Below are 24,228 nucleotides of genomic sequence, written 5' to 3' on the forward strand. Positions count from 1 at the left end.
AGAAGTTCAACAATTAAAGATGGAAAACGATATTTTAAAGCAAGCAGCCCTGATTAGCAGTAATGCGATGGTTTTGTGATTGTAAATGAAAAACATGCTATTACTCTTAGGAAGAAGAGTCCTAGTCACTATACAAGTGTGATGTACCTTCTCTAAGTTTGTATCCAATCAAAATTACATATATGAATAATATCAGTCCCCGCGTTTCGATTGAAGCGTGGGGTTTTATTGTTGTGTAGATTACGCATGGGGTAACGACAGAGAATAAAAGAATATATTTTATTATTTAAAAATTTTTTTAGGTTAACCTAAAGTTATGGTATATTATTGTATAAGGAGATGATAATATGAATAAAAGTCTGGAAGAAATAAATGGTAAGGTGTCTTTTGATAGTGAGGCACATGGCATCAAGAAAATGATTATGTATCTGGGACCAGGGCTGTTGGTAGCCGTCGGTTATATGGATCCAGGAAACTGGATCACATCAATGGCAGGGGGTGCGCAGTTTGGGTATACGCTGCTCTTTGTCATACTGTTATCCAGTCTGTCAGCGATGCTCTTGCAAAGTATGTGCGCGCGTCTTGGGATTGCTAGTGGTATGGACCTCGCTCAGGTTACCAAGCATATGAGCAATAAGCCTGTGTCCATCGCTGCATGGGTTGTTACAGAGCTTGCAATTATGGCTACAGATATCGCGGAGATCATCGGTAGTGCCATTGCTTTAAATCTGCTGTTCAACATTCCTCTAGTTATCGGAGTAACGATTACTGTTGTAGATGTCTTGCTGCTGCTTGTCATCATCAAGCTGGGTTTTAGGAAGATAGAAGCTATTGTTGGTGTTTTAGTGTTCACGGTCTTATTTATCTTTATGTTTGAAGTATATTTTTCTTCACCTGAATGGAGAGACGTGCTGGAAGGATTTCTGCCAAGTACAGCTATCGCTACAAACAGTAACCTGCTATATCTTGCTCTTGGAATCATCGGTGCAACCATCATGCCCCATAACCTTTATCTGCACTCATCTATCGTGCAGTCTCGGAACTATATACGTGATAATGTTGCTAAGAAGAAAGAGGCTATTAAGTATGCAGTGATCGACTCACATATTCAGTTGACGATTGCTTTTGTAATCAACTGTCTTATATTGATACTTGGGGCTTCGTTATTCTATGGCAATGGAGAAGAACTCGGCAGATTCTATGATCTATATAATGCGCTAAAGGCATCGACATTCACAGGTGCAGTAGGCGGCGCATTGATGAGTACATTATTCGCTATAGCATTGTTAGCTTCGGGTCAGAACTCGACAATTACAGGAACATTATCAGGTCAGATAGTTATGGAAGGGTTCCTTAACATAAAGATACCGCAGTGGGCAAGACGACTGATTACAAGGATGATTGCTGTAATTCCTGTTTTCCTATGCTTGTGGTTGTATGGTTCAAGTGCAACAAAGATTGAAGATTTGCTGATTTTTACACAAGTATTCTTAAGTCTTGCGCTACCATTCAGCATTATTCCGTTAACGTTAGCAACAAGCAACAAAAAGATCATGGGAGAAGCGTTCGTCAATAAAACATGGGTGAATGTCATCTCCTGGCTGTTAACAGTAATCCTTAGCGTACTGAATATGTATTTGATTGTAGAGACGGTAAAAGAATTTTTATAATAATGATGTAAAAATTATATAATTGAATATGGCACTATTAAAAATGGATATAATGTACTTAGTTAAAAACTACAAATTAAAATTTAGAGCGTAGTGGATTGTATGAGTTTCTCAACTTCAGAGTATTAATTATCTAATAAAAGTAATGAAGTTGGTAATAATTTTATATTAAACATAAATTGAATCATTTAATATAAACAAGAAATAACCTAGGTATTGATATGTTCAATACCTAGGTTATTTCTTGTGTTTTTATTGTCTATCACTCCATCCTACCGAGCACTACTTCCCCAAGTGACTTCGCACAGATCATCATCGACTCTTCATTAATTTCAAACTTCGGATGATGGTTTGGATATGGATCTGCTATTCCTTCAGGTTTAGCACCGACGATGTAGAAGGTTCCTGGTGTTTGCTTTAAGTAATAAGCAAAATCTTCTGATCCGGACAGTGTATCGCCTTCAACGACTTCATCAAAGTAGCTGCCTTCACTTTGTTTAAGAATATCTCTAACTGCACGTGTTTGTTCAACGTGGTTATAGAGTACGGGGTAGTTAAAGTGATAATCTAAGTCAACTGTAACACCGAAGGATTTCTCCAGCCCTTCGACTTGGTTTTTAATGGCTGCGTACGCTATGTCTTTTGATGGTTCGTCCAAGTATCGTGTCGTTCCTTTTAATACGACTTTGCCTTGTATGACGTTATGTGTTCCTGGTGCTTCGAATGCGCCGATGGTTACGACGACTGAATTTTTAGGGTCTGTACAACGTGATACGACGGTTTGTAGTTGTGTGACAAAGTAAGAAGCGGCAACGATGGCATCCTTTGTATTCTGAGGCATTGCAGCATGGCCGCCTTTGCCTTGAATGACGATATCAAAGGTTGAAGAACCTGCATATGTCTCTGCTTCATGTATTTCAATCTTCCCTTGATCAACGAAAGGAAAGACATGGATGCCATAAATTTCATCGAGATTATCCAGGATGCCTGATGCTACGATATCTCTTGCACCACCTGGTGGTTTCTCTTCAGCATGCTGATGGATGATGCGGATTGTCCCTGATAATTCATCTTTTAGTTCGATCAGTGCATCGGCAAGTGTTAATAAGTACGCCGTATGGGCATCATGACCACAAGCGTGCATTAATCCGTCACGTGTTGATTTATATGCTAAGTTCGTTTCCTCATGTACCGGAAGTGCATCAAAGTCTGCGCGTAACCCGATGTTCTTCCCTGGGTTCCCACTTTCGATATCAACAACGACTGCAGTGCCGCCACCAACATTAGTATGTACTGTGACATCCTTTTCTTTATAGAAGTTCTCGATAAATGCAGCAGTTTCATGTTCCTCGAATGATAATTCAGGATGTGCATGCAAATAACGTCTGATTTCAATCATTCGCTCCTGCTTTTCATCTAGTTTCTTGAATAATGTGTCTTTGAGTGTCATATTGTATCCCCCTCATTTTTCTATAATATATCAGATTTAAGTTATGAAATGTTGCTGGGCGAAGTATATCGGCATCTACTGCTGACAATATAAAATTAAAATGAAATATAATTTTCATTTTTTAAGATAAAGTGTGATAAAAGTTACAGCAAAATAGTATGCATCGTGTCATAATTTCTTTTCGATATTATAAGAAACGGGGTCAAGCCATGAAGAAACTTCTAAAAGTAACGTTCACATTAAGTTTATTATTCTCATCTATTGGAGTGATAGATGACCAGCAGGCATATGCAGCAGCTATTGATAACAAAGGAATAGCGCCACAGTATCAGGACGGGCGTTTTAATACAGACACATTAGATGCGGGGCATGGCTATAGCGTAGGGAAGAGAACGTATATTGGTGACAAAGTGACCAAAGTAACGCTCTCGGCAAAAGGGAATCTGCTGACTATGTATAAAGAACGGGACAATAATAAGTTTCAGAAGGCGAGTAATAAAACACTAGAGAATAAAGTATGGGTAAATAGGAATGGACAATTGTTTGTATTGAGCACTAGCGCAAACTATCGTGCGATTAAGGGATTTAATAATAACGAGTTCTTTAATACAAGAAAATTTAATGATGAAATCATTAAACTCATCAACAAGGATAGAAAAACAAAAGGATTGAGTCCCCTGCAATATCGTCCTCAATTGCAAAGCGGAGTAGATGTCCGTGCGAATGAACTTGCAAGCTACGGCAAGATAAGGGTTAACGGTGTAGCACACGTACGACTCAATGGAGAGCGCTATATCACTGCCTTTCCGGTGAATGTTCGTAAGCAGGTCGCAGGAGAAAACTCACTGCTGAGTAGCTACATGGGCAATCCATATACACTGGTTTCAGAAAGATATCTAGCTAAAGTATGCTTTGAACAATGGAAGAAGAGTCCGAGCCACTATGCAAGTATGATGCACCCTAAATTTAAAGGTGTTACCTCTTCTGTTAAGCTTGGAAAGGGCGATGGTACATTCTCGAAGTTTGTAGCGAATCAGAACTTTACATACAAATAGATACGAGTCCACGATTGACGATAAACAGATTCACTGAATGATCAGTGGATCTGTTTTCATATTAAACTTAAATTTTTTGTAAAGGCTTTCTTTACGAATTATGTCTAGTTTGTTAAGATTGTAAAGATAATGTAAATATAGAAAACAGGAGGAAATTTATGTTAAAGTTTTTACAACCTGCGCCTAAAGCACAGCCTTTAGACAGCAAAGAAGTTGACGCAGAGTACAAGAAGTTACGTCTGCAGGTCTTTATCGGAATCTTTATTGGCTATGCAGCTTACTATCTATTAAGAAAGAATTTCTCGCTTGCGATGCCGGCACTTATTGAACAGGGATTCACAAAGACCGATCTCGGTTTCGCGTTATCGGCGGTATCTATTGCATACGGTATTAGTAAATTTGTGATGGGAACGGTATCAGACAGGAGCCACGCCAGAAACTTCATGGTGCTTGGTCTTGTACTGACGGCAATCGTCAACTTACTGCTTGGCTTTGTTCCGTTCTTTACCTCCTCAATTGCCATTATGTTTGTCTTATTATTCTTAAATGGTTGGTTCCAGGGCATGGGCTGGCCGCCTGCTGGAAGAACATTAGTCCATTGGTTCAGTGTATCTGAGCGTGGGAGTAAAACAGCACTATGGAACGTTGCACATAACGTAGGTGGTGGAGTGATGGCACCGCTTGCTGTATTTGGTATCACACTGTTTACAACATACAACTTCGGCTATCTAAAAGGTTTTGAAGGTGCGTTTATCTTCCCGGCACTGATTGCCTTAGTATGCGCTGCAATAACGTTCTATTTCATGAAGGATACACCTCAATCACAAGGATTACCACCGATTGAAGTATATAAGGATGATTATCCGAATAAAGCACATGAGACATTGGAAGAAGAATTAACGACGAAAGAGATTCTCTTCAAATATGTACTGAATAACAAGTGGGTCTGGATGATCGCAATCGCTAATATCTTTGTCTACTTCGTAAGATATGGTGTATTAGACTGGGCACCGACGTATCTTAATGAAGAAAAAGGTTTTCAGCTTAACGAATCCAGCTGGTCTTACTTCTTATATGAATGGGCAGGTATTCCGGGGACCTTATTGTGTGGCTGGTTATCAGATAAGGTATTCAAAGGGCGTCGTGGTCCGGCAGGATTTATCTTTATGATCGGCGTAACGATCGCAGTAATCGTCTACTGGCTGAATCCTGCAGGCAACCCGTGGATCGATAATATTGCACTGATTACTATCGGGTTCTTGATCTATGGACCGGTAATGCTGATTGGCTTACAAGCACTGGATTATGTACCGAAAAAAGCAGCAGGAACAGCAGCAGGACTTACTGGATTGTTCGGTTACCTGGCTGGTGCGGTGATGGCGAATATCCTGATGGGAGTAATCGTTGATAACTTTGGCTGGGATGCAGGATTTATGCTATTGGTCGGAGCCTCCGTACTTGCGACATTAAGCTTTACCTTCACGTGGAACGTGCGTGGACAAGAAGTAATTAAATAGGACAAAAAATGCATAGAGTATTCTATGCATTTTTTTTATAATACAGGTAAGGAGGTGTGGAGAATGCTGAAGCTAGAACATATCAGTAAACGTTATAGAGAAGGTTATGTGCTCAAGGATATCTCATGTGATGTGCAGCTTGGTGAGTTCTTCGTCCTTGTCGGCCCGAGTGGCTGTGGGAAGAGTACGCTGCTAAACATGATTGCGGGTCTTGAGGATATCACAGAGGGTGAACTCTATATTGACGGACAGCTTGCAAATCATCTGCATCCGAAAGCACGTTCATTGTCGATGGTGTTTCAGAACTATGCGTTATATCCGCATATGACGGTTGAGAAGAATATTCTATTTACGCTAGAGAATCGTAAGGTACCTAAAGCGGTGCGTTATGACAGGATGTTAGAAGCGGCGAAGCTTGTTGGGTTAGAAGATTATTTGAAGAAGAAACCCGGCGAACTCTCTGGTGGCCAGTGTCAGCGTGTGGCATTAGCGCGTGCCATCGCCAGTGAATCGAAGCTGTGCTTAATGGACGAACCGTTATCTAACCTGGATGCCAAGCTGCGCGGCCAGATGCGTGTCGAGTTACGACAGTTACAGCAGCGCCTCGGTATGACGATGATTTATGTAACGCATGACCAGGTTGAGGCGATGACGATGAGTGATCGTATTATGGTCTTGAATGAAGGGCAAGTACAGCAGATTGGCACCCCGCTTGAAATTTATAATGAGCCAAACAATAAGTTCGTTGCGAGTTTTATAGGGTCTCCTGCGATGAATATTGTACGTGGTGATGTAGTGGATGGTATAGTGCAGTTCGGTGACTTCAATCTACCAATTAACATGCCGGTTGCTGATGGTACGATAGAGGTAGGGTTCAGACCCGAAGATGTGACACGTGATGCGTTAGGGGCGCCCGTTACTGTAACGGCATGCGAGATGTTAGGAGATACGACGGTTGTCACCTTCATAGTCAATGGCGCGCAATGTATCGCTAAGTTTTCAGAGCAGGTGATGCTTGAGATTGGTGATGAGATTCGCATCTCGATCAATGATAAGAAAGTTCAATATTTCGATTCTGAAAGTGGAGTAGTGATTAAATAAACGGGCAATCGCCCGTTTATTTTTTTTGAATAATTGTTAACTTATTTTAAAAATTAGTTTACAATATAATGGTGCAGTTATATTGTAAAAGTATACAGGGGGGATTTTATGTTAGCGCAACGTATTATTAAAGGAGAAAGTATTTCAAAAGCAGAAGCATTATCGTTATTTGTCGATAATAATATAGATACATATGACTTACTACATGAAGCATATCAAGTGCGTAAATATTATTATGGTCGTAAGGTGAAACTGAATATGATTCTTAATGCGAAGAGTGGGATTTGTCCAGAAGACTGTGGTTATTGCGGACAATCGAAACTGATGAAGAATAAAGACAAATATTTACTGGTTGATAGTGAACAGATTAAATCAGGTGCAGATTTCTGTGCAACACATGACATCGGCACTTATTGTATTGTTATGAGTGGGCGAGGGCCAAGTGATAAAGAGGTTGATCATATTGCAGATACTGTTGAAACAATTAAACACGAACATCCGCAGCTTAAGATTTGCGCTTGTCTCGGTCTGACGAATGATGAACAAGCAAAGAAGCTGAAATCGGCTGGCGTAGATCGTTATAATCACAATATTAATACGAGTGAAAATTATCATGACGAAGTCGTAACGACACATACATATCAAGACCGTGTCGATACCATTGAAATCATGAAAGCCAATAACATCTCGCCATGTTCAGGTGTAATATGTGGGATGGGTGAGACAGATGAGGATATTATTGATATGGCATTAGCACTTCGAGCGATAGACGCAGATAGTATCCCGGTAAACTTCCTTCATCCTGTAAAGGGGACGAAGTTCGGTAATGAAGATAACTTAACACCAGAACGCTGTTTAAGAATATTATCGATGTTCAGATTGATTAATCCGTCGAAAGAAATCCGCATTGCTGGGGGTAGAGAAGTGAATTTAAGAACATTACAACCCCTTGCGATGCAGGCAGCAAACTCCATCTTTGTAGGAGATTATCTGATTACCAATGGACAGCCGAATGAACTCGATTATAAGATGCTGGAAGATCTAGGGTTTGAGATTGATATAAATGAATCTGAAGTAAATGAAGCAGCACTCAAAATTTGAGTGCTGCTTTATTCACTACCGTTATTAATCAACGCAAATGGATAGACTTTATCAGCGCTTTCTAGAAGCTGTGATGCAATAACGGTCATCGTCCATCTGGAATTTACGACGTCGTCTATAAGCAGTATGTTCTTACCTGCGAGTTGCTCATGATTGACGATACGAATCGTATCTTTAATATTTTGTTCTTGCATCATAGAATTTTTCATTTCTCTTTGTAATGCACCAAGACGTATCTTTTCCACAGCTTCGATGTAGTCGATGTTAAAACTTTGAGCAAGCTGCTCGGCCAATGTTTTGACGAGTCCTGGATTCCTTAAACTTGGAACGGAAACAATCGCATCAATTTCATTCTGATATATCATATCTTTCAAGAAATGGCGGACTGTTGCTACCGTTTTTTCAGAAACCTGATCGTGTTCTTTTTCTAGCATAAATCGTCTGCCGATAGGAGAATATGCATCAGTTGTATATGTCCATCCGGGTTGCATCTGTAAGTGTTCTTCAATCTTTTTGTTATAAGCTGTACGTTTTCTTGGTGCTATTTCACCATGTAACTTATTTTTATATTGCGTCGCTGATTCAAGGTATGGATTATCATTTGTCATTGGGACAAATATACGATTTCTGCAATAAGTACACATGCCACAGACTTCTTTAATGTCTGGGGCATCAAGTTCTTCGGCAATGTATTTCATATAACAGCCATCATAGTTAATAAATCGTTTGAGGTTGTTTAATTCATTCATGCGCGTATCATTGAGTTTGTTCTGAAGCTTCGCATTTGCAGTCGCATCAAATGTATTTTGTTCGTTGATGACATACTTTCTTTTGTGCAGCTCAATATATTCATGGACATAGAGATACTTTAGAACACCTGCAAGCTTTGTCGTATTCAAGTTGAAGTGTGGGAGTATCTCATTACGTGATAAGCCTTCCGGATACTGTCTCAGCAGATCGAGAATCTGTGACAATAGCTCTGGGTCTTTGTAAGATGAATCTATAAATGATTTGATAATTTCTTCATCTTCATCACCATGCAGAAGGATAGCAAGGGCAGGTTTTCCGTTTCTGCCTGCACGACCGATTTGCTGGTAATACGATATTAAGTTTTGTGGCAGTTGAAAGTGCATTACGAATCCGATGTCTGATTTATCATAACCCATGCCAAGTTTAATTGTGGCAACGATCACGTGCAGAGTACCTTCATGAAAGCGTGCGAGTACCGCTTCCTCTGTATTATTACCGAATTCATCCTGCATACCGGAGTAATAAGCTTCAGCGTCGATATTATGCAGTTTTAAGAACTCGGCTACTGAATCACATTCTTTTTTTGTGAGACAGTAGATGATGCCTTGTGACTTGCTTATGAAAGAGTGATTCAGTAATGCGTCAGTCACAAAAGCAAGACGCTCAACTTTAGATTGTACCGGATTAATTTGAATAGAAATATTATCGCGCATTAAGTTGCCGCGAAAGACAGCTAAATCATCACCGAGCTGATCTTTAATATCATCGATGACACGATCATTGGCTGTAGCAGTCGTACCTAATACTGCGATAGAATCTGGTAATGTCTTGAGTAAGTTGACGATACGTTGATAATCCGGTCTGAAATCATGGCCCCAGTCTGAGATAGAATGTGCTTCATCCACAACAATCAGCTCGATATCATTGATTGCAGTCAGTGCTTCTATGAAACGTGGATCTGATAATTTCTCCGGTGAGACGATGATAGCATCTGCTGCATCGAGGTTGGAATAGATGCTATCCCATTCATCGCGATTATTACTGTTGATTGTTACAACATTCAACCCGAGCTTTGCAGCTGCATCAATCTGGTTGTGCATCAATGCAAGCAGTGGACTGATAATGATCGTTGGACCACTGCCGTCTTCTCTTAATAGCTTTGTAGCTATAAAGTAAACGATAGATTTTCCCCAACCGGTCTTCTGTATGACGAGCACTTTTCTTTTATTTGCTACTGCTTGTATTGCTTCAAGTTGCCCATCGCGGAACTGAGCGACGTTGCCATATGACGTCTGTAATAACTGAAGTGCGCGACTTTCAATATTCATTATGGAACCTCCCTTTGATATTATCATAACATGCTTTTTCTATGCGCTCAGCTTATAAAAAGCATACAGTTCAATATGCTTGATTATTGCATCTTACAACATATCATACGTAATATATTTTACAATATGTATAAGGAGAGGATTATAATGCATAAACGATTATTAGACAGACTGAAAGCAAAAGAAGAGAAGATGATTAAAATTCGCAGATATTTACATGAACATCCTGAACTATCCTTTAAGGAAGAAAATACATCTGACTATATCGCAGATTTTTATAGAGATTTGGATGTTTCAGTCGAACGTAATATTGGACCCCGTGGGATTAAAGTTACGATTGATTCAGGGAATCCTGGCAAAACATTAGCTATCCGTGCAGATTTCGATGCGTTGCCAATACAGGAAGAAACAGGCTTACCCTATGCGTCTAAGGTCGAAGGTGTGATGCATGCATGTGGTCATGATGCACATACAGCATATATGCTCGTCCTCGCTGAAACACTTACAGAACTGAAGGATACGTTTAAAGGTAAAGTAGTGGTCATCCATCAGCCTGCAGAAGAAGTACCGCCTGGTGGAGCGAAGGCAATGATACAAGAGGGTGTCTTAGAGGACGTTGATCACGTATTAGGTTTACATGTCATGAGCACGATGAAGACAGGGACCATCTATTATCGACCTGGTTATGTTCAGACTGGACGTGCTTTCTTTAGATTGAAGATTAAAGGAAGGGCGGGACACGGTTCAAGTCCGCATATGGCAAATGATGCAATTGTTGCATCGAGTATATTTGTCACGAGTGCACAAACGATTGTATCTAGACGGCTTAGTCCGTTTGATGCAGGGGTCGTGACGATAGGTTCGTTTGATGGGCAGGGGCAGTTTAACATCATACAGGATACCGTATCATTAGAAGGTGATGTCAGAGGGCTGACGGATCAGACGAAAGAAGTAATCGAAGCAGAGATTCGACGCATTGTTAAAGGGATAGAAGTGATGTTTGACGTAGAGTGTGAACTTGATTATCAGGATGACTATCCTGCCCTTTATAACGATCCTGAATTTACGCAGTACGTTGCAGATACACTTCAATGCGCAGATCTAGACTTTGATGTTGCACTGACCGAGCCACAACCCCCTTCAGAGGATTTTGCCTATTATGCTAAGGAGAGACCTTCATCATTTATTTATGCAGGGGCGAGCCCAGAAGATGGACATATATACCCGCATCATCATCCGAAATTTAATATCAACGAAAGATCATTACTGATTGCAGCTCAAGCAGTTGGCACGGTCGTCATAGACTATTTAAATCAATAAAAAGGTGCACAAATAAAAAATGATTGCAAAACTTCCCGAATTTCGGTACTATAGTATTTATTTCTTACTAAAACTATCGGAATTATAGGAGGTTAGTTATGGGCTGGACTATTTTTAGCGGTTTAATTATTGGTTTACTACTTGGATTTGTGATGCAGCGTACACGTTTTTGCTTAACTGGAGGCTTCAGAGATATGTACGTTCAAAAGAACAATAAAATGTTCTATGCATTGCTTGTCGCGATTACAATACAAGCGATTGGATTAGCAATATTAACGTCTTTACATGTGCTCGAAATTCCTTATGATGCATATTCTGTAATCGGTACGATATTCGGTTCATTTATATTTGGTGTGGGTATCGTTCTTGCAGGTGGCTGTGCAACGGGAACGTGGTATCGCGCAGGTGAAGGATTGATTGGAAGCTGGATTGCATTATTTATGTATGCACTGTTTGCAGCGATTACGAAGAACGGTGCATTAAAACCAGCGCTTGATAAGGTAAATGGTATGACAGTTGTAGAATCAAAGATGAGTACAATGTTTGGTTTACCCTATTGGGTATTAGTTTTAATATTAAGTGCACTTACATTATTCTTTGTCGTTAAAACATTAAGAAAACCTAAAGTTGCGGTACCGAAATTGAAGCAAAAATTTACTGGCGTACGTCATCTATTCTTTGAAAAGAAATATCATCCTTTCTTTGCGGCAGTACTTATTGGGCTTATCGCACTTGCTGCATGGCCGATGAGTTACTCGACAGGTCGTAACTATGGCTTAGGAATCACAACACCGTCAGCCAAGCTATTACAGTTCTTAGTCAATGGTGATGTTACGCTGCTTGACTGGGGTGTATACTTGGTACTTGGAATTCTTATCGGTTCATACATTGCGGCAAGAGGATCAAGAGAATTTAAATGGCGTCTTCCAGATAAGATTACGATTCGCAACAGCGCAATAGGCGGTGCATTGATGGGTATCGGTGCAGCATTTGCTGGAGGATGTTCTATCGGTAATGGCTTAGTATCCACTGCCACGATGAACACACAGGGCTGGCTGTCATTATTATTTATTATTCTTGGAACTTGGTTTATGAGTTATTTCTTATTCGTGAAGCCGATGAAACAAGCGAAATCTGAAATCGCGGCTACAAAGGTTAAAACACAGACAGTATAGGAGGATAAATATGTTATATGAACTTGGAACTGTAGGAATGGTATGTCCCTTTCCTTTAATAGAAGCGCAGAAGAAAATGGAAGCATTAAGTTCAGGTGATGAACTTAAAATAGATTTCGACTGTACACAAGCGACGGAAGCAATTCCGAACTGGGCAGCTGAACAAGGCTACCCTGTTACAAACTATGAACAGTTGGATGATGCTTCTTGGACGATTACCGTTCAGAAAAAATAAACTAAAGGATCCGGAAAATTTTCCGGATCCTTTTTTATGTGTTTTTATTATGCGTGATGACCTTCGTCCCTTTATTATCAGCGATTTCATGTGCGCGTTTAACGGCTTCAGCTTTAGTGGAGAAACTATCGGAGGCGCGCTTTGCACCTTTCGGCCTAACTTTCCAAGTATCTTCGAAGTACACTTCTACATCATTATCCATAAGTTCTGGATTGCTCGTACCCTCGTCATTATGAAGCGTAATTTTTTTATTCTTTAATTCCTTAAGTTCTTCTTGTGAAGCGGATTGATACCACTTCTTAGCTTGAGCTGTTGCAATTGGAATAAGATCTGATTCTTTATAACCTTCTTTCAGCATCGCGTTTGCAATATCAATCGCTTTCTTACGTTCGAGCTGTTCAAAGTGTTTCCATGTGTCCGGATAATCATCCATTGTCCACATAATATCATCTCCTTTTATATACTATAACCAATTATCTAGGTATTAATCATCTGTAATCAGCGATAATCGATTCATAGTTGAAAGAACGGCATTTCTTTTTATATTGAATTTTAATCTGTGTGTTGCATTTATACAACTGTTTATGTAAAATACACATATAATATTTGAAATACAATCGATGAGGAGGAGATGTGATGGTAGAACAAAAGATAAAGAAGAAAGGGTTTATCGATCGATCTTTAGATATCATCGAGAAATCAGGGAATAAATTGCCTGATCCAGTTGTTATTTTTATTTCACTATGTCTTATCATTTTGTTTGCTTCATTTGTTACTGGAACGATGGGTGTTTCTGCTAAGAATCCAGCTGACGGTAAAGTGATTGAAGCAGTGAACTTATTAACGCCTGAAGGTATTGCTAAGATTATTTCAGAAGCAGTTAATAACTTTGCAGCATTTCCACCACTTGGCCTCGTCCTTGTTGTGATGATCGGTGTAGGAGTTGCAGAGAAAACGGGGTACTTTGAGACGTTAATGAAGTATACCATTGAGAAGACACCGCGCAAGATTATCGTTCCAATGATTGTATTGGTAGGAATCCTTGGAAATGCTGCGGGTGATGCGGCACCAATCGTACTTCCTCCAATCGCTGCGATGGTCTTTATTAAGCTTGGTTATCATCCAGTCGCAGGGCTTGTTATGGCTTATGCCTCAGCACTCGGTGGGTATTCAGCAAGTTTAATTATTGGGATGAGTGATGCATTAATCGTGTCGTTTACAGAACCGGCGGCGAAACTTGTCGATGATAGTGTTCCAGTAAATGCGGTGATGAACTACTATTTCCTATGTGTCTCTACAGTAGTGTTACTCATTGCTGCTTGGTTTGTTACAGTCAAGATAACAATACCTAGATTTGGAGCATATAAAAGCGATGTGCATACTGCTGCTGAAGATGTCACGCCAATAGAACGTAAAGCAATGATCTATGCAAATATTGCATTGCTGATTGCGATGGTGATTGTGATGTTTTTAGCGGTTCCTGAGAATGGATTATTGAGAAATGCGAAAACAGGAAGCCTTATTCAGGACTCTCCACTTATGAATGGAATCGTTCCAATTATAACAGTGCTGTTCTTCGTGCCAGGACTGGTCTATGGCTTTGTAGCAGGGACGATGCGTTCTACGAAGAAGTTTGCAGAGATGCTAGGGGATGCGATGAGTACGATGGGACCATTTATCGTAATCGTATTCTTCGCTGCACAAATGCTTGCGTATTTTAAATGGAGTAATCTTGGAACGATCATCGCGATTAAAGGGGCGGAGGCTTTGCAAGGGCAAAACGGCGTTGTACTGATACTCGGCGTATTAGCTTTGTCTGCGTTTATCAATATGCTGATTGGTAGTGCATCAGCCAAGTGGGCAATCATGGCTCCTATCCTAGTTCCGATGTTGATGTTACTCGGATTCCATCCAGCATTTACACAAGTAATCTACCGTGTCGGAGATTCGATAACAAATCCGATTACACCGATGATGCCTTACTTACCACTATTATTGTCTTATGCACAACGCTATGTGAAGGATATCGGCCTTGGAACATTGATTGCAGCATTGATGCCGTTCTCTGTAGCATTCGGTATATTCTGGACAATATTATTAATTGCTTGGTATTTAACAGGACTTCCAGTGGGACCAGGAGGACCGATCCATTTGAAATAGGGTGTAGAATTTAAGAGCGAAATTGGCGCCATGCCAAATTCGGGCAGAAAAAGAAGAGTGAAATTGGCGCCGTGCCAAATTCGATATATGATTGACTTAAGGTCTTAAGAAAGATGTCAATAAAATGGCATCTTTTTTTATGTTAAAATGGAATAAACTAGAAAAAGAGGTGTGGCAATGAATTCATATTTATCATTTTGGAAGCGAGCATTTGATTTTAAAGGAAAGTCTTCTGTAAATGACTTTAAAATACCATTCAATTTTCATTTGTTATTAGCTTTCATTATTTTTCCTTTCGTACATAGTTTTGTTGGTGGAAAGCTGTGGACAATACAAGATATCAAGATAGGTAATTTAATGATACCAATTAAGATTTCAAGTTGGGTACTTTATTTATATGTCATTACATACATTCCTACACTTGCTTTAACAATGAGAAGATACCACGATTTAAATGAAGAAAAAGAAATGGGATTATTATTTGTAACATTTCCACTTATTTATATCATTGGGACGTTTATGCTACTTATTGCTGGGCAGGGATTACCTGATACTTTGATGGTCTCAATCATTATCGTCATCCTCCTGATCCTACCTTTAATATGGTTTATTGCAGAATGGTTTAAATTATCATTTAAAAGTATAAAGTAATATAATTAGAGTGAAGGAGGCGTTAATTTTGAAAAAATTACTTAAAGAAAAGACATCGTTTGTATCAGATATGTTAAAAGGAATGGCTCTTACTGATGAATCTCATGAAGTGGTTGCAGATTCTATTATTGTACGTAAAGAAAAGAAGATAGGAAAAGTTGCGCTTGTATCAGGCGGTGGTAGTGGCCATGAGCCGGCACATGCTGGTTATGTTGCTGAGGGCATGCTAGATGCAGCAGTTTGCGGTGAGGTATTTACTTCTCCAACACCGGATAAAGTTCTTGAAGCCATTAAATCAGTTGCAACAGATGCGGGTGTATTACTGATTATTAAAAATTATGCCGGAGATGTCATGAATTTTGAGATGGCGATGGAACTTGCTGAAATGGAAGGAATAAAGGTTGATCGCGTGATTGTACGTGATGATGTTGTAATTGAGAATAAAGAGCAACGCCGCGGTGTGGCAGGTACGGTCATCGTTCACAAAGTTGCAGGTTATTATGCTGAACAAGGGTTATCATTAGAAGAAATTAAATCAAAAGTTGAAGCATTACTTCCGAATATTGCAACCATCGGAATGGCGATTGAGCCTTGTATGGTCCCTACAACAGGTCGATATGGATTTGACCTGGCAGATGACGAAATGGAGATTGGTATTGGGATTCATGGTGAGAAAGGAATTTATCGTGAAAAGATTGAACCAATTGATAAGGTTATCGAAAGGCTGATGACTGAAATAGAAGCGAATTTAGAGTTTGATGACGCAATAGTAATGCTTAATGGCATGGGAGGTACACCGCTAAGTGAGCTTTCGGTAGCCGCGCATTACTTAGATGAATATTTTAAATCAAAAAACAAATCAATTACTAAATTTCTTGTAGGTGACTATATGACAGCATTAGATATGCAAGGATTTTCGATTACAGTAGTCAAATCAGATGAAGCATTGATTGAAGCATTAAGTGCAAATACTAAAAGCAAATATTTTTTGTAGGAGTGGTTGGATGAATGCACAAGAACTTTCAGTAAATTTAAAGGCATTATATAAAGTATTTGAAGAAAATGAAATATTGCTTACAAACTTAGACCGTGAAATCGGTGATGGCGATCATGGTGTGAATATGCTCCGAGGATTTAAAGCAGTCGATGAAAAGTTGTCAGGTGATACGATCAGTGAAGTCTTGAAAAATTGTGGTATGACACTGATGAGTGTTGTCGGTGGGGCGTCAGGTCCGTTGTATGGTTTCTCATTTGTAAAGATGTCACAAGTTGCTGAAGAAGAAATTAGCCGTGACAATGTTAGTAAGCTGATTGAAGCTTTTAAAGATGCGGTTGCAAGCCGTGGTCAAGTTTCAGGTGGAGAAAAGACGATGTATGATGTGATCAGTAAAGTTAGTGAGGCATTGAATCAAGGTAATATCCCATCGATTGAAGCATTACAGCAGTATGCAGAAGAAACGAAGGATATGATGGCGACAAAAGGTCGAGCAGCTTATTTTAAAGAACAGTCGGTAGGTACAATTGATCCTGGTGCACAGAGCAGTGTATGGGTGTTAGATGCCTTACTTTCGGGAGTGAGATAATGGAAATATTAATTGTAAGTCACAGTGAAGCTATTGCTAAAGGGGTTAAAGCTTTGCTTGAACAAATGGCACAAGATGTTGTTGTAAAGGTTACTGGAGGTATAGATGGAGAGATTGGTACGTCTATAGATGATATTATGCAAATGTTTGATAGTGTCGAAGGAGAAGCACTTTGCTTTTATGACATCGGATCTAGTAAGATGAATATAGAGATGGCCTTAGAAATGAATGACTATAGTAATATCCATATTGCACATTATCCGATTGTTGAAGGTGCATTTCTAGCAAGTGTAGAAAGTAAGATTGGTAAAGGCTATAAAGAAATACTGGAAAGCTTAAGTAACAACTTTAAAGAAAAATAAAAAAGCGCGAAATTGGTGGTGTGCCAATTTCACGCTTTTTTATATCATATTTATTATCATCTTAATTGCAGCAAGGGCAATCAATAGTGCGAGTATTACTCTTAATAATTGCTGGTTCGTCCTCTTTGATACTTTCGTTCCGATAGGCGCAAATAACAAACTTGCAATGACTAAAGGAATCATCATTACAAAATCAATTTGACCTGTCATCGACTTCATGAGAAATGTGCCAATGGATGAGATAAATGCAATCACAATGCTACTCGCAACTACACTTCTGAAAGGTGCTTTAAAAATTGCAAGCAATACAGGAACAATAATGAATGCGTCCCCTGCACCGACGATTCCAGAGAGTATCCCTATCGTAAGTGCTGTGATAAATAGTGCGATTTTATTGAAGTGTGTGCACTCATTCTCTGGCTTTACTTTGACAAACATTAAAAATACGGCAACTATTGCTAAAAATGTATAGACGATATTGATTAATGATTCATCAAATATTGAAGCACTATATGCGCCGATTAAACTTCCAAGGAATATACCAGCTCCCATTGGTACAATGATCCCTTTATTGAGGTCAGGGTTATGCCGCTGACTCATGCCGCCGCTCATCGTACTAAAGAATACTTGTGCTGCCGTGAGTCCGGATGCAATTTCTGGTGTTATCTTATATCCGAATATTGGTGGAATAAATAGCAGCATCGGATAAATTACAATAGCTCCCCCGATTCCGACAAGTCCTGATATAAATGCACCAAATGCTCCAATTAAAGAGAGAATTAAGATTAAAGACGTGCCCATTCGATCATGCCGCCTTGGACATTTGTCGTCTTAATATCAAACTGTTCCAAATAGTCACATGCCATACCACTTCGGTTACCTGAACGGCAAATAATAATGTAGTCATCGTCTTTATTAAAGTCACTTACATGCTGATCCAGTTCAGATAATGGAATATTTTTAGCATCTTCAATATGTCCTGCTTCAAATTCATCAATTTCTCTAACATCGATTAACAGTACTTCGGCATTTTGTTCTAATAGTTGTTTTAAACTTTTTACTGTAATTGTATTCATATGCATTACCTGCTTTTTATTAGTAGATTTACTGCTTCTTTTACAAGATTGTCAGTATCCGTATTATTTTTTACGTTCTCTTTTACACATTCTGCTAAATTCTCACTTACAATGACGCCGATTAATCGTTCAATCCCACTTCGGGAAGCACTAAGCTGTGTTACGACATCTTTGCAATCTTTGTTTTCTTCCATCATCTTCAGGACGCCATTTAATTGTCCTTGCAGACGCTTTAGACGATTGATCTGATTTTTATCGTATTTCATAATGATCCTTCTTTCTAATTTATTGATATCCATACTATATACCCCTCTAGGTATCTGTGTCAATTAAAAAATACCCCTATAGGTATTTGACAAATGAATATTGTTCGTTGTATGATACCCCCATAGGTATGAAACGAGGAGGAAACAATATGAGAAAGATTATGATTATAGGTGGTGTTGCAGGTGGCGCATCTGTAGCAGCACGTTTGAGACGATTAAATGAACAAGATGAAATAACGATTATTGAAAGAAGTCCACATGTATCATTTGCAAACTGTGGATTGCCTTATTATATCGGTGATGAAATAAAAGATAGAGATAAATTATTAATTCAAACACCTGAACTGATGAATAACCGTATGAATATTAATGTCAGAACGAATACGGAAGCCACTCAGATCAATTCTGTTAATAAAACAGTCGTACTTAAAACAGAGCATGGGGTTGAAGAAGCATCTTATGATGTCCTTATTCTATCGATGGGAGCGCGTGCGATTGAAGTACCGATTGAAGGTGCAAAACAAAGCCATGTCTTTACTCTAAGAAATATTCCGGATATGGATAAAATAAAATCTTACATAAATGAGCACAATGTTAAAACAACGTCTGTCGTTGGTGGAGGATTTATTGGATTAGAGATGGCTGAGAATTTACATGCATTAGGAATTGATGTAACCCTGTTTGAGTTAGGTGATCAAGTGATGCCGAGCATGGATAAAGATATGACTAAATTATTAGAAACACATATGGTGCAGCGCGGTGTCCATTTAAAGTTAAAGACTTCTATTAAAGAAATTAATGAACATAATGTCATTGCAGAAAATGGGGAAGTCATTCAAAGTGATATGGTTATTATGGCTATAGGGGTCATTCCAGAGTCTGCAATTGCTCAAGAAGCAGGGATTGAGACGGGGGTTAAAGGTGCTATCAAGACAAATGATGTCTTTGAAACATCAATAAAAGATATATATGCTATTGGTGATGTTGCTGAGATTACACATAAGATTTCACAGCAGGATGTACATATCCCGCTTGCGTGGATTGCGAATCGAGAAGGACGTCTTCTTGCTGATCACCTTAATGGAAAGGTGATAGAAAAGATGAAACCAATCGGTACGGCAATTGCGAAAGTATTTGATCTCACTGCAGCAAGCACAGGACTTAATGAACGTACATTGAAGATGCAGGGACTTGATTATCATATTATTCATGTATCTGGACAATCAAATGCGACATATTATCCAGGTGCTGAGCCGATGACGATCAAGGCGCTGTTTAGTCCTGAAGGCGAAATTTATGGTACGCAGATTGTAGGACGAAAAGGTGTGGATAAACGTATCGATTTGATTGCGAGTGCAATGACATTTAACCAGGATATCAGAAGCCTCGCTCAAATTGAAATTGCATATGCACCACCATTTTCATCAGCAAAAGATCCGGTTAACATGGTGGGGTACATCGCACAAAACGTACTGGATGATGAGATGAAGATGGTTCAATACGTTGAAATTGAAAATTTTAATCAATTGATAGATGTACGTGAACCGATTGAATACGACATGGGTACTATTGGCAGTGCGAAGAATATTCCACTTGGCACGCTGCGCGATCGTCTGGATGAACTTGATATAAATGAACCAGTAGCCATCTTCTGTCAAGTCGGTCAGCGTGGCTATAATGCAGCACGTATATTACAGAATAATGGGTTCGATGTCGTCAATCTTGACGGTGGATTTAAACATTATAAAGCGATGCATGAAACGGTAAATACACCGGAAGTGAATGAAAAAGAGCAGATACACATTAAAGAACGTACTAAGAAGGAGCAGCCGATGAAAAAAGATGATAGACGTATTATTGAAGCAAGTGGACTACAGTGTCCTGGCCCTATTCTAAAAGTAAAAGAAAACATGGATGAAATGAAAGACGGAGAGCAGCTTGAGATTCATGTGACGGATTTCGGTTTCTGTACAGATATCGAAGCTTGGGCTAAGAATACAGGAAATACAATGATCAGCAATGAAATGAAGGATGGCAAAGTCGTTGCAGTAGTACAAAAAGGTGCTGACTTACCGATTAACGTGATGGACGACAGAGAAGGACATCAGCTTGTTGAGACGAAGAATGGTGCAACGATGGTTGTATTCAGTGGCGATCTTGATAAAGCGTTAGCATCATTTATTATTGCAACAGGTGCAGCATCATATGGTAAGGAAGTGACGATGTTCTTCACGTTCTGGGGCCTTAATGTGATTAAGAAACCTGGTGTGACTGTTGCAAAAGAAGGGCTCGATAAAATGTTCAGCAAGATGATGCCGAAACATGCGGGAAAACTCCCGATATCTAAGATGAATATGGGTGGAGCAGGTGCACGTATGATTCGTCACGTAATGAACAAGAAGAAAGTAGATTCTTTAGAAACAATGATCGAAAAAGCTCAATCTATGGGTATTAAGATGGTTGCATGTACGATGAGCATGGATATTATGGCAGTGACAAAAGAAGAGTTGATCGATGGCGTTGAATACGGCGGCGTTGCAACATATCTTGGTGATACAGAACAATCAAACTTAAACTTATTTATTTAGGAGGCATATTATGTATTTTAAACAATTTTTTAACGAACAACTTGCACAGTATTCTTATTTAGTAGGATGTCAAAAAACAGGAGAAGCAATTGTCATTGATCCGCTACGTGATGTTACACCTTATATAGAGGCAGCAGAACAAGAAGGATTACGCATTACGCATGTGACTGAAACACATATCCATGCAGACTTTGCGTCAGGTATAAGAGAAGTCATCAATATGGGAGCACGAGGCTTTGTATCGGGGCATGGCGGTCTTGACTGGACGTATCAAGATATTGAAGCAGCCATTATTCATGAAGGAGATGCCATTAAAGTAGGGAATGTGAAACTTGAAGTCATGCATACGCCTGGGCATACTCCTGAAAGTGTTAGTTTCTTACTCTATGATAATGGAATGGATGTACCGATGGGCTTATTTACGGGAGACTTCATCTTTGTCGGTGATGTTGGACGTCCCGACTTATTAGAAGAAGCGGCTGGTATTAAAGATACGACAGAAATAGGCGCAAGACAGATGTTTGAGTCACTGAAGAAGATGGATGACCTTCCAGATTTCATTCAAATATGGCCAGGTCATGGTGCAGGCAGTGCATGTGGTAAATCCTTAGGCGCTGTACCGATGACGACACTCGGCTATGAACGTGCAAATGGATGGGCGTTCCAGATTGAAGATGAGGATGCATTCGTCAAAGCATTGACGAGCGATCAGCCGGAACCACCGTATTACTTTGCTGAGATGAAGCGTATAAATCGTGATGGTGTAGCGCTTATGCATCACAATATTGTAACACCAGTAGAGACTATTACAGAACAAGCGATAGACCTAAGAGCAAAAGAAATCTATGCAAAGAATATGTCAGAAGGAATCAATGTACCATACAATAAGAAGTTTCTATCATTTGCAGGATGGTATTTAGATTACAGTCGCCCATTACAGCTTGTTGGAGAATTTGATGAAGTGCAACAAGCAGCGCATGATTTGAAGATGATAGGCTTTGACGATGTTCATACTTATGTTAATGTCGTTGATGGAACTGCATATCAAACAATCGAACCAGAAGCATTTAAACAACTGAATAAGGATGATATCAATATACTGGACGTGCGTACGAAAAAGGAATGGGATGAAGGACATTTCGACGGTGCTGCACACGTTCATTATGGCAAACTGCAGCAAGCATCTATTCCATTTGCAAAAGATGAAACAATATATGTGCATTGTCAGTCAGGTGTTAGAAGCGCGATTGCGATGAGTATTCTAGAAAATGAAGGATATACGAATATAATCAATGTGAGTGGCGGCTATGCTGCTGTAAAATAAAAAAGATGACATATCTGAAGCACACCCCTAAGGTTCAACTTTAGGGGTGTGCTTCATTTAATGGATACGTCCAGTAGTGTACTGGATATCTTCTTGATATGTGAGTGCTGCTTCAATTGCAAGATGCAATGCTTCTGTAACTGTTGCAATTGGCATTGAGGGATGTGTATCTGTTTGTTCAGGTGCGAAAGGAACATGGATAAAGCCACCACGAATTGAAGGGAATTCGTTTTGTATCATGTATAACAATTGATACATGATTTCATTGCATACAAACGTTCCTGCGCTATAAGAAACTTCAGCAGGGATCTCATGGTCCTGTATACTTTTAAGAATCGCGTTAACAGGTAAATCTGAAAAATATGCATTGTCCCCGTCTTCATGAATAGGTATACCTGAAGGTTGAACACCCGCATTATCCGGTATACGCGCTTCGATCAGATTGATTGCGACTTGTTCTATAGTTATTTTATCACGTCCACCTGCTTGACCCACGCAGATGACAATATCAGGAAAGTTCTTCATGATGGTTGCCTTTAATTGTTCAGCACCTTGTTGGAATACTGTTGGCAATTGTTGTTTTATAATCTCTGCGCCCATTATAGTATCCGGGAGTCCTTTGACTGCTTCGAATGATGGATTGATAGATGCATCACCGAATGCATCGAATCCTGTTACAATAACACGTCTCAATAGAATCATCCTCTCTTTTTGTTATTACTATTTTATACATAAATTGAACAGATGTATAATATAAGTAACGATAATGGGAGGTAATGAAATGACGACATTCAATGCTTATCAGGCCAATAAATATGACGCTTTCTTTGAAACTAAAAAAGGTAGATATATCTATGAAGTGGAAACAAGAGATCTACTCAACATGCTTGATCTAAAACCTGGCATGCGTATCCTGGAAATCGGCAGTGGTACAGGGCTATATATCACGAAGTTTGCAGAGCAAGGTATCAAGATGGCTGGAATTGATATTTCTGAACATATGACAGCGATAGCACAGCAAAAAATTGACCATCTAAAGCTTGACGCAGAAGTGCATGTAATGGATGCAAATCATATTGATTTCCCGGAAAATTATTTTGACGCTGCTTTTTCTATGGGGGTTTTTGATTTTATTGAACAACCTGAAAACGTCTATCAGTCAATCAGTAAAGTGGTAAAGCCGGGTGGTAAGATTGTGATAGCAACTGTAAATCGTGAAAGTCAATATGGTGAACTTTATATGAGTCCAGAATTTAATCAAGGTAAAGTATATGCACATGCACATTTTAAGTCGCTGGATGATTTAGTTGCGATGCGACCTGACCATGTGTTTCAGAAATCAGCATGTTTATTTGTTGCTTATGATGCAGAGGAATCGATGTTTACATTAGAAAAGGAGGAGGAATTAAGAAATACAATTGCTGGTGGATGGATTACTGTAGGATTTATAAATAAAAAATAGAACTGTAGTATTATAATTTCTTGTATCCGGTTACATTTTTTTAGATTAAATGCG

At 39.3% G+C, this 24,228-nt stretch carries 23 protein-coding genes; 16 read left to right on the forward strand and 7 right to left on the reverse strand.

The genetic code is table 11. The features are described 5' to 3' along the window. The first annotated feature begins 347 nt into the window (after positions 1-347). On the forward strand, positions 348-1,670 hold the full coding sequence (locus QNJ52_RS10045; protein WP_283722497.1) for an Nramp family divalent metal transporter: 1,323 nt from the start codon (positions 348-350) through the stop codon (positions 1,668-1,670). A 262-nt stretch (positions 1,671-1,932) separates the two neighbouring features. Here the strand turns inward: QNJ52_RS10045 and QNJ52_RS10050 are convergent, their stop codons facing one another. Then, positions 1,933-3,120: an amidohydrolase gene (locus tag QNJ52_RS10050; RefSeq protein WP_283722498.1), complete on the reverse strand. Its 1,188-nt coding sequence runs from the start codon at positions 3,118-3,120 to the stop codon at positions 1,933-1,935. A 209-nt stretch (positions 3,121-3,329) separates the two neighbouring features. Between QNJ52_RS10050 and QNJ52_RS10055 the strand changes: the two genes are divergently transcribed. The 4 genes from QNJ52_RS10055 to bioB all read left to right on the forward strand — a co-directional run bounded on the left by QNJ52_RS10055 (position 3,330) and on the right by bioB (position 7,894). Next, positions 3,330-4,175 (forward strand): CAP domain-containing protein, encoded by an 846-nt coding sequence (locus tag QNJ52_RS10055; RefSeq protein WP_283722499.1) that lies wholly within the window; start codon positions 3,330-3,332, stop codon positions 4,173-4,175. 158 nt (positions 4,176-4,333) lie between these two features. After that, on the forward strand, positions 4,334-5,692 hold the full coding sequence (gene glpT, locus QNJ52_RS10060) for a glycerol-3-phosphate transporter (protein ID WP_219493853.1): 1,359 nt from the start codon (positions 4,334-4,336) through the stop codon (positions 5,690-5,692). A 63-nt stretch (positions 5,693-5,755) separates the two neighbouring features. After that, the gene (locus tag QNJ52_RS10065) at positions 5,756-6,793 is read left to right on the forward strand and encodes an ABC transporter ATP-binding protein (protein WP_283722500.1); all 1,038 of its coding nucleotides are present in this window, start codon (positions 5,756-5,758) and stop codon (positions 6,791-6,793) included. A 108-nt stretch (positions 6,794-6,901) separates the two neighbouring features. Continuing rightward, entirely contained in the window at positions 6,902-7,894 is a 993-nt protein-coding gene (bioB, locus tag QNJ52_RS10070) for a biotin synthase BioB (protein ID WP_283722501.1), read from the forward strand. 8 nt (positions 7,895-7,902) lie between these two features. On the opposite strand, the gene QNJ52_RS10075 is transcribed toward bioB, so the two are convergent. Beyond that, positions 7,903-9,972, reverse strand: coding sequence for a RecQ family ATP-dependent DNA helicase (locus QNJ52_RS10075; protein WP_283722502.1), 2,070 nt, complete (start codon positions 9,970-9,972; stop codon positions 7,903-7,905). Positions 9,973-10,119: 147 nt separating this feature from the next. Here QNJ52_RS10075 and QNJ52_RS10080 point away from each other — a divergent pair, with 147 nt between their 5' ends. The 3 genes from QNJ52_RS10080 (at position 10,120) to QNJ52_RS10090 (ending at position 12,702) form a co-directional block, all read left to right on the forward strand. After that, the gene (locus QNJ52_RS10080; RefSeq protein WP_283722503.1) at positions 10,120-11,292 is read left to right on the forward strand and encodes a M20 family metallopeptidase; all 1,173 of its coding nucleotides are present in this window, start codon (positions 10,120-10,122) and stop codon (positions 11,290-11,292) included. A 98-nt stretch (positions 11,293-11,390) separates the two neighbouring features. Beyond that, positions 11,391-12,467, forward strand: a complete 1,077-nt coding sequence (locus QNJ52_RS10085) for a YeeE/YedE family protein (RefSeq protein WP_219493863.1) — start codon at positions 11,391-11,393, stop codon at positions 12,465-12,467. Between the two features lie 10 nt (positions 12,468-12,477). Further along, positions 12,478-12,702 carry a sulfurtransferase TusA family protein gene (locus QNJ52_RS10090; RefSeq protein ID WP_099482697.1) on the forward strand — a complete coding sequence of 75 codons (225 nt, stop codon included), beginning with the start codon at positions 12,478-12,480 and terminating at the stop codon, positions 12,700-12,702. A 34-nt stretch (positions 12,703-12,736) separates the two neighbouring features. Here the strand turns inward: QNJ52_RS10090 and QNJ52_RS10095 are convergent, their stop codons facing one another. Next, positions 12,737-13,147 (reverse strand): DUF2188 domain-containing protein, encoded by a 411-nt coding sequence (locus QNJ52_RS10095; RefSeq protein WP_283722526.1) that lies wholly within the window; start codon positions 13,145-13,147, stop codon positions 12,737-12,739. 191 nt (positions 13,148-13,338) lie between these two features. Between QNJ52_RS10095 and QNJ52_RS10100 the strand changes: the two genes are divergently transcribed. The 5 genes from QNJ52_RS10100 to dhaM all read left to right on the forward strand — a co-directional run bounded on the left by QNJ52_RS10100 (position 13,339) and on the right by dhaM (position 17,458). Continuing rightward, entirely contained in the window at positions 13,339-14,862 is a 1,524-nt protein-coding gene (locus QNJ52_RS10100; RefSeq protein WP_283722504.1) for an AbgT family transporter, read from the forward strand. Positions 14,863-15,039: 177 nt separating this feature from the next. Next, on the forward strand, positions 15,040-15,513 hold the full coding sequence (locus QNJ52_RS10105) for a DUF805 domain-containing protein (protein WP_086038111.1): 474 nt from the start codon (positions 15,040-15,042) through the stop codon (positions 15,511-15,513). 28 nt (positions 15,514-15,541) lie between these two features. Beyond that, positions 15,542-16,507, forward strand: coding sequence for a dihydroxyacetone kinase subunit DhaK (gene dhaK, locus QNJ52_RS10110; RefSeq protein ID WP_086038112.1), 966 nt, complete (start codon positions 15,542-15,544; stop codon positions 16,505-16,507). A gap of 10 nt (positions 16,508-16,517) precedes the next feature. Next, positions 16,518-17,096, forward strand: a complete 579-nt coding sequence (dhaL, locus tag QNJ52_RS10115; RefSeq protein ID WP_283722505.1) for a dihydroxyacetone kinase subunit DhaL — start codon at positions 16,518-16,520, stop codon at positions 17,094-17,096. Further along, a complete protein-coding gene (dhaM, locus tag QNJ52_RS10120) occupies positions 17,096-17,458 on the forward strand; it encodes a dihydroxyacetone kinase phosphoryl donor subunit DhaM (RefSeq protein WP_308316964.1) in 363 nt (120 codons plus the stop codon). The genes dhaL and dhaM overlap by 1 nt, the downstream gene beginning before the upstream one ends. Positions 17,459-17,497: 39 nt before the next feature. On the opposite strand, the gene QNJ52_RS10125 is transcribed toward dhaM, so the two are convergent. The 3 genes from QNJ52_RS10125 to QNJ52_RS10135 are packed head-to-tail and all read right to left on the reverse strand — an operon-like array spanning position 17,498 to position 18,800. Then, a complete protein-coding gene (locus tag QNJ52_RS10125) occupies positions 17,498-18,259 on the reverse strand; it encodes a sulfite exporter TauE/SafE family protein (RefSeq protein ID WP_283722506.1) in 762 nt (253 codons plus the stop codon). Then, on the reverse strand, positions 18,244-18,534 hold the full coding sequence (locus QNJ52_RS10130) for a rhodanese-like domain-containing protein (protein ID WP_219493870.1): 291 nt from the start codon (positions 18,532-18,534) through the stop codon (positions 18,244-18,246). Before QNJ52_RS10130 ends, QNJ52_RS10125 begins: the two co-directional genes overlap by 16 nt. Before the next feature lie 5 nt (positions 18,535-18,539). Continuing rightward, positions 18,540-18,800: a metal-sensitive transcriptional regulator gene (locus tag QNJ52_RS10135; RefSeq protein WP_086039361.1), complete on the reverse strand. Its 261-nt coding sequence runs from the start codon at positions 18,798-18,800 to the stop codon at positions 18,540-18,542. 149 nt (positions 18,801-18,949) lie between these two features. Here QNJ52_RS10135 and QNJ52_RS10140 point away from each other — a divergent pair, with 149 nt between their 5' ends. Further along, on the forward strand, positions 18,950-21,388 hold the full coding sequence (locus QNJ52_RS10140) for a CoA-disulfide reductase (protein WP_283722507.1): 2,439 nt from the start codon (positions 18,950-18,952) through the stop codon (positions 21,386-21,388). 10 nt (positions 21,389-21,398) lie between these two features. Beyond that, positions 21,399-22,712 (forward strand): MBL fold metallo-hydrolase, encoded by a 1,314-nt coding sequence (locus tag QNJ52_RS10145; RefSeq protein ID WP_283722508.1) that lies wholly within the window; start codon positions 21,399-21,401, stop codon positions 22,710-22,712. 57 nt (positions 22,713-22,769) lie between these two features. Here the strand turns inward: QNJ52_RS10145 and pcp are convergent, their stop codons facing one another. Next, positions 22,770-23,405, reverse strand: a complete 636-nt coding sequence (gene pcp / locus QNJ52_RS10150; RefSeq protein ID WP_481817299.1) for a pyroglutamyl-peptidase I — start codon at positions 23,403-23,405, stop codon at positions 22,770-22,772. 88 nt (positions 23,406-23,493) lie between these two features. Here pcp and QNJ52_RS10155 point away from each other — a divergent pair, with 88 nt between their 5' ends. Next, a complete protein-coding gene (locus tag QNJ52_RS10155) occupies positions 23,494-24,174 on the forward strand; it encodes a class I SAM-dependent methyltransferase (protein WP_283722510.1) in 681 nt (226 codons plus the stop codon). Positions 24,175-24,228: the final 54 nt, after the last annotated feature.

The sequence above is a fragment of the Macrococcus sp. S115 genome, from assembly GCF_030067655.1.
GTDB classification, from domain to species: domain Bacteria; phylum Bacillota; class Bacilli; order Staphylococcales; family Staphylococcaceae; genus Macrococcoides; species Macrococcoides psychrotolerans.

Bases quoted from the DNA above. Each gene is read 5' to 3' on its own strand.
- QNJ52_RS10090 (WP_099482697.1), top strand. From the start codon at position 12,478: ATGTTATATGAACTTGGAACTGTAGGAATGGTATGTCCCTTTCCTTTA.
- QNJ52_RS10045 (WP_283722497.1), top strand. From the start codon at position 348: ATGAATAAAAGTCTGGAAGAAATAAATGGTAAGGTGTCTTTTGATAGT.
- QNJ52_RS10155 (WP_283722510.1), top strand. From the start codon at position 23,494: ATGACGACATTCAATGCTTATCAGGCCAATAAATATGACGCTTTCTTT.
- QNJ52_RS10085 (WP_219493863.1), top strand. From the start codon at position 11,391: ATGGGCTGGACTATTTTTAGCGGTTTAATTATTGGTTTACTACTTGGA.
- dhaM (WP_308316964.1), top strand. From the start codon at position 17,096: ATGGAAATATTAATTGTAAGTCACAGTGAAGCTATTGCTAAAGGGGTT.
- QNJ52_RS10130 (WP_219493870.1), bottom strand. From the start codon at position 18,534: ATGAATACAATTACAGTAAAAAGTTTAAAACAACTATTAGAACAAAAT.
- QNJ52_RS10050 (WP_283722498.1), bottom strand. From the start codon at position 3,120: ATGACACTCAAAGACACATTATTCAAGAAACTAGATGAAAAGCAGGAG.
- QNJ52_RS10065 (WP_283722500.1), top strand. From the start codon at position 5,756: ATGCTGAAGCTAGAACATATCAGTAAACGTTATAGAGAAGGTTATGTG.
- QNJ52_RS10145 (WP_283722508.1), top strand. From the start codon at position 21,399: ATGTATTTTAAACAATTTTTTAACGAACAACTTGCACAGTATTCTTAT.
- bioB (WP_283722501.1), top strand. From the start codon at position 6,902: ATGTTAGCGCAACGTATTATTAAAGGAGAAAGTATTTCAAAAGCAGAA.
- QNJ52_RS10125 (WP_283722506.1), bottom strand. From the start codon at position 18,259: ATGGGCACGTCTTTAATCTTAATTCTCTCTTTAATTGGAGCATTTGGT.
- glpT (WP_219493853.1), top strand. From the start codon at position 4,334: ATGTTAAAGTTTTTACAACCTGCGCCTAAAGCACAGCCTTTAGACAGC.
- QNJ52_RS10105 (WP_086038111.1), top strand. From the start codon at position 15,040: ATGAATTCATATTTATCATTTTGGAAGCGAGCATTTGATTTTAAAGGA.
- QNJ52_RS10140 (WP_283722507.1), top strand. From the start codon at position 18,950: ATGAGAAAGATTATGATTATAGGTGGTGTTGCAGGTGGCGCATCTGTA.
- QNJ52_RS10055 (WP_283722499.1), top strand. From the start codon at position 3,330: ATGAAGAAACTTCTAAAAGTAACGTTCACATTAAGTTTATTATTCTCA.
- QNJ52_RS10100 (WP_283722504.1), top strand. From the start codon at position 13,339: ATGGTAGAACAAAAGATAAAGAAGAAAGGGTTTATCGATCGATCTTTA.
- QNJ52_RS10080 (WP_283722503.1), top strand. From the start codon at position 10,120: ATGCATAAACGATTATTAGACAGACTGAAAGCAAAAGAAGAGAAGATG.
- dhaL (WP_283722505.1), top strand. From the start codon at position 16,518: ATGAATGCACAAGAACTTTCAGTAAATTTAAAGGCATTATATAAAGTA.
- QNJ52_RS10135 (WP_086039361.1), bottom strand. From the start codon at position 18,800: ATGAAATACGATAAAAATCAGATCAATCGTCTAAAGCGTCTGCAAGGA.
- QNJ52_RS10075 (WP_283722502.1), bottom strand. From the start codon at position 9,972: ATGAATATTGAAAGTCGCGCACTTCAGTTATTACAGACGTCATATGGC.